7 protein-coding genes are annotated in these 4,235 nt (G+C 32.9%); 1 reads left to right on the plus strand and 6 read right to left on the minus strand.

The features are described 5' to 3' along the window. Nucleotides 1–211 precede the first annotated feature (211 nt). Both D7Y06_RS24130 and D7Y06_RS24135 read right to left on the minus strand, forming a co-directional pair. Nucleotides 212–694 (minus strand): hypothetical protein, encoded by a 483-nt coding sequence (locus tag D7Y06_RS24130; protein WP_120410041.1) that lies wholly within the window; start codon nucleotides 692–694, stop codon nucleotides 212–214. 3 nt (nucleotides 695–697) lie between these two features. Then, nucleotides 698–1,417: a recombinase family protein gene (locus D7Y06_RS24135; RefSeq protein ID WP_120410042.1), complete on the minus strand. Its 720-nt coding sequence runs from the start codon at nucleotides 1,415–1,417 to the stop codon at nucleotides 698–700. A gap of 228 nt (nucleotides 1,418–1,645) precedes the next feature. On the opposite strand from D7Y06_RS24135, the gene D7Y06_RS24140 reads away from it, so the two are divergent. Beyond that, nucleotides 1,646–1,921, plus strand: a complete 276-nt coding sequence (locus D7Y06_RS24140; RefSeq protein WP_120410043.1) for a hypothetical protein — start codon at nucleotides 1,646–1,648, stop codon at nucleotides 1,919–1,921. 452 nt (nucleotides 1,922–2,373) lie between these two features. Here D7Y06_RS24140 and D7Y06_RS24150 read toward each other — a convergent pair whose 3' ends face one another. From D7Y06_RS24150 to D7Y06_RS24165, 4 genes are all read right to left on the minus strand, one after another. Further along, on the minus strand, nucleotides 2,374–2,604 hold the full coding sequence (locus D7Y06_RS24150; RefSeq protein ID WP_120410045.1) for a hypothetical protein: 231 nt from the start codon (nucleotides 2,602–2,604) through the stop codon (nucleotides 2,374–2,376). Nucleotides 2,605–2,922: 318 nt separating this feature from the next. Beyond that, nucleotides 2,923–3,360 carry an HNH endonuclease gene (locus D7Y06_RS24155; RefSeq protein ID WP_158591490.1) on the minus strand — a complete coding sequence of 146 codons (438 nt, stop codon included), beginning with the start codon at nucleotides 3,358–3,360 and terminating at the stop codon, nucleotides 2,923–2,925. 100 nt (nucleotides 3,361–3,460) lie between these two features. Beyond that, on the minus strand, nucleotides 3,461–3,823 hold the full coding sequence (locus D7Y06_RS24160) for a hypothetical protein (RefSeq protein WP_120410047.1): 363 nt from the start codon (nucleotides 3,821–3,823) through the stop codon (nucleotides 3,461–3,463). A gap of 96 nt (nucleotides 3,824–3,919) precedes the next feature. Continuing rightward, nucleotides 3,920–4,141, minus strand: coding sequence for a hypothetical protein (locus D7Y06_RS24165; RefSeq protein ID WP_120410048.1), 222 nt, complete (start codon nucleotides 4,139–4,141; stop codon nucleotides 3,920–3,922). Nucleotides 4,142–4,235: the final 94 nt, after the last annotated feature.

Here is a 4,235-nt window from a genome sequence, read left to right on the forward strand (position 1 = left end):
GCATATATAAGCCATATAACAACATCTAAAACCAGTAAAAACAATAGTTTCAAGCTGTTCTCCGGAAAGTTGAAATATCAACTGTTTCCCCTATCATAATAAAACAAGTGTAGATGTCAGAGTTAATTACTCTCTAACTACTACACTTTTATGGTACTAAAAAGCAACCTCAAACCCTTATCAGATTTAAGATTGCTTTTTCTCCATGTCATTAATCAAACTTCCATTTTTCTGTTCCTATTTTAAAATCAAAATATTCACATTTTTTAGCTAATGTATTGCATTTTTCTTTTCCGTATTTTAAAACGTCTTTTTCATATCGTATTTTATCCCTGATAATATCTTTTAAATCTTCATCTGTATACTCTTTTAGCACAAACGCATATAATCCCTGCTTAGCGTTATCATCTGCAATCTCTCTTCCATATTCCATAATGTCATGCTCATATTTCTCTTTATCCACAATCGGTTTAACAGGCATTTCATACTGCTCTGGAATAATTTCAGAACTACAATATTTTCCATCTTTCAGATTCTTCATAAACTGTTGTGGTGATACATCAGGATTCATTTTATCCTCATGCATCAGAGCTTTATTATTCCAATATTCCACTGGCACTGGCTTCTCTGTAGATTCTTTAATGAGCTGCTTCATTCCAGCAAATAATCCTATGATTCCCAATCCATCAAACATTATTTATTCCTCCTGTTCTGCCAGTTCTGCAAGCAATTCTTTCTTATATTTGTAGAAACTCATTTTAGATATTCCTGCTAATTTCCAAGTTTCCTCATTATTCAAAGTACCTTCAAAATCCTTGTTATATCTCTTGATTTTTTCTTTTGCTTCAATAGCTTTCTTTACTATAAGTTTCTTTCCAGTCACACCGCCAATCTGTTTCCCATTTAGCCTAGCAGTTTCAATACCTTCTTTGGTTCTTTGCTGAAGGCATATTACCTCGTTTTCAGACTGTTCAAATGCTTTGTAAATATCCTGTTCAACCTTATTCATCATAAATTTATTGATAGCTGCCATAATTCCTTGAAGTAAATCATCTGTGGCATTATCCCCTGATTTGATATTTATATCTATAATGCCCTGCATTGCCTTTTTGTAAGAATCTGTATCAATATGGCGTTCTTTCAGGAATACAAGGGAAATGCCACGCTCAAACAGTTCCTTGTATAAAGAAAATCCTTCCTCTGCATTTCTGGACATTCTTGAAACTGAATCAAAAATGATAATATCACTTTCTTTCAGTCTTTTATACAATTTGTTCCATTCAGGTCTGTTTGTCTTTGTTCCTGTATAGGCTTCCTGTACTATAACCGATTCTGGAAACTCTTTTTTTATATTTCTTATCTGTCTGTCAATAGACTGTTTCTTTGTGCTGATTCTGCAATATCCATACACGCACATTTTAATCCACTTCCTTCCAACAGTAATAATTCTAACGTTCGTTGGTTTTATTACTGTCAATATACCATGAAACAAGCCTTAAATCAAATACTTTTATTACTGTTTTTATATAGGTTCGTTTTGTTACTTATTATCCCCCTTGCATCTTCAACCCATCCCATATATAATAAGACAAAGACATTATTACAAATATATTTTCCATCTGCCAGCAAAAGGAGAAATAGAACTATGACAGAACACACCATATACAAAAAATCCAATCTTGACAAATTCAAAAAAAGATTTTCCAGAATCGGCAGCAGGATAGAAGATATTTTCCTGTCTGTTTCCCTATGGCTTGCAGATATTCTTCATTCCGCTAGGTTAAATAATTGGATAGAATCATATACTGAAAAGCGGATGCAGAAACTACAACATGAGATTATAAGGCAGCAGTGGCATAAAGTTTCTTTAGAAAAATCTCTTGATTCCATTCGCCAGAAACAGAATCAATTTGCAGATTGAAAAAATGCTTGAATCCTATTACTAGATATGCTATATTATAAGCACAAAAAGAAATCAACCGCCCACAAAGTAGGTTGACCGAATATCAAAATAGAAAATCCACTCCGACACTCGCCAAAGTATACAGGAGTGGTTTTTCTATGTATGGCTACTTACAAAATGTAAAGATAAATGTAAGCAATGCCAAAAGGAATAACCCGAAGGTCATTAAATCCTTAAAATCAAAATGATTTTTCATAGGCATCACCCCCATTCTGTTAAAATGGAAGGTCAGCCCACCCTGCAACACGGTTGATTTCTTGATAATCATACCATAAACACTGGATTGCTTCAACAATTTTCCACATGATTTTCCATGGTTATACATGATTTTCCAGCACCAATCCTTTTATTGTTCGATTATAAATTTTATATGGATATTATGCAATCATGTTTTTTAGTGTTTACCTTTATTAGTTATCATGGTTATCTGATTCTGCTCCCACTGGAATAAAGTCTGGTACTGCATCTGCTAATAAACGATTCACTAATCCATTAACACTTTCACCATTTTTCTTTGCAAATTCTTTCAAATGTTCTCTTTCCCCTTTATTTACTTGTATTGCAATTCTATCATAATTTCTATTGTTGTATGCGTTTTTTGCTACTGTTTGAGAATTTTTCCCATCTTCTCTTTTTCTCATAATAACCTCACTCCTTCTTCTATTATTCTCTATAAGTATAACATACCAAATAACCGTGTGCAAGTATCAATGTTATGAAAAGCCTATTACAATTCCAGATAGACTTTTCAAAATTTTCAATCAACAATTTTCCGCTACACATTTACGCCTTTTCGATTGTAACCAAATATGTATAGTCCTTTGTCTTAATTTCTGTATATCCATTATCAGGATTGACTATAACACTTGCATCAATCCCTATATCATCCAAAAATGCTTGCATCATAGCTTCATTGACAATATAGATACCTTTTTACATAAAAGCATACCTCCAATTCCCTACAAAAGACAAATTCTTTTACAAGCATTACGAATTTTCCCAAACAAACGCTGAAAATATAAATATCGTCCTGCCCTGATAACAGCATCAATAAAAGTATCATTGTCTAACTGGTTTTTTAATTCGTTACAAGTCCAGCATAAAGCCTGTAAGTTTTCATCCCTGCTTGTACCGCCCTTGCATTTTGCTGTGATATGGTCTAATGTCATATAATCCTTTTCATTTGGATTTTCCATCTGTAATCTCATACCACAAAAACAACATTTCCCATTACATTTATTAAATATACGTTCCTTTTTCCCTTGTATTTTCCTATGTCTTTTCTCTGCTGCCTTGCTTATTTTAACAGATTCTTCATAAGTTGCATCTGATTTTTCCATACTTGAATCAGTAATTATGACATTTTCCAGAATGATTTTATTACAACTGATTTTCATACTGTCACCCTCCCTTTTGTCAGCGGAAAACAGATATACGACAACCGCTTTCCGCTGTACTTTGTTAGTCATGCTATGTAAGTTTTGGTAAACCAATTATTTAGATTGAAATATGAAGCGAATACCTAAAATCCTTCACTTCAAATTCAAACTCAAACAACCCATTGCCGTAATCCTTTACCAGACAATTATGAATCTCATCCAGAAGGATATTTACAATAACAGTGCTACATCTGCCAGTATTCTTTTTGAGAATCAAGCGATTATCTTGAATAGAGTTTACCTCTACAGTTACATTCTTCTCTTTGCTACGTGCCAGCAACATAGAATGTTCTGTAAGATTGACCGAAACATCTATTTCCTTCAGTTTGTTGTGTTTGGTGAATAACTTTGACAATACTTTTTTCTCTGAATCCTCTGTGAATCCATGATTAATAAGAAACTCTCTGTCGAATGTGTTCATGATATTTTACCTTCTTTCTCCCCGATATGCCGATAGGTCAGCAATTTTAATTTGTATTGAATATTTTTGTGTTGCAAATATTTTCAAGCTATTTACCTATGCCATTGCTCCATCTTCATTCAGATACACAACTGTTTTCCTTGTTCTAAACTTGATTGAATAACATTTATTTTTACAGATTCTTTCATTGACTAATTCATCTCCATGTGTACTGATAAACGCATCAATTTCAGGGAATAACTCACGAATCGTAGTAAAGAATGATTTCATTTCATTACAGGTTGATACGCTGCCTGTTTCATATACTTTTCTTTTCATATTATTTTACCTCCTTTAATTTACTTGTGAGTTGTAAGTTATCAATAAAAAAATAACCCTTCCATATGGTTTTATGGTATCCTATAAGTTGCCA

This window comes from Roseburia sp. 1XD42-69 (assembly GCF_003612565.1).
GTDB lineage: Bacteria > Bacillota > Clostridia > Lachnospirales > Lachnospiraceae > Roseburia_B.

Excerpts from the sequence above, each read along its gene's own strand:
- D7Y06_RS24150 (WP_120410045.1), bottom strand. The coding sequence starts at position 2,604 with ATGAGAAAAAGAGAAGATGGGAAAAATTCTCAAACAGTAGCAAAAAAC.
- D7Y06_RS24130 (WP_120410041.1), bottom strand. The coding sequence starts at position 694 with ATGTTTGATGGATTGGGAATCATAGGATTATTTGCTGGAATGAAGCAG.
- D7Y06_RS24155 (WP_158591490.1), bottom strand. The coding sequence starts at position 3,360 with ATGAAAATCAGTTGTAATAAAATCATTCTGGAAAATGTCATAATTACT.
- D7Y06_RS24165 (WP_120410048.1), bottom strand. The coding sequence starts at position 4,141 with ATGAAAAGAAAAGTATATGAAACAGGCAGCGTATCAACCTGTAATGAA.
- D7Y06_RS24135 (WP_120410042.1), bottom strand. The coding sequence starts at position 1,417 with ATGTGCGTGTATGGATATTGCAGAATCAGCACAAAGAAACAGTCTATT.
- D7Y06_RS24140 (WP_120410043.1), top strand. The coding sequence starts at position 1,646 with ATGACAGAACACACCATATACAAAAAATCCAATCTTGACAAATTCAAA.
- D7Y06_RS24160 (WP_120410047.1), bottom strand. The coding sequence starts at position 3,823 with ATGAACACATTCGACAGAGAGTTTCTTATTAATCATGGATTCACAGAG.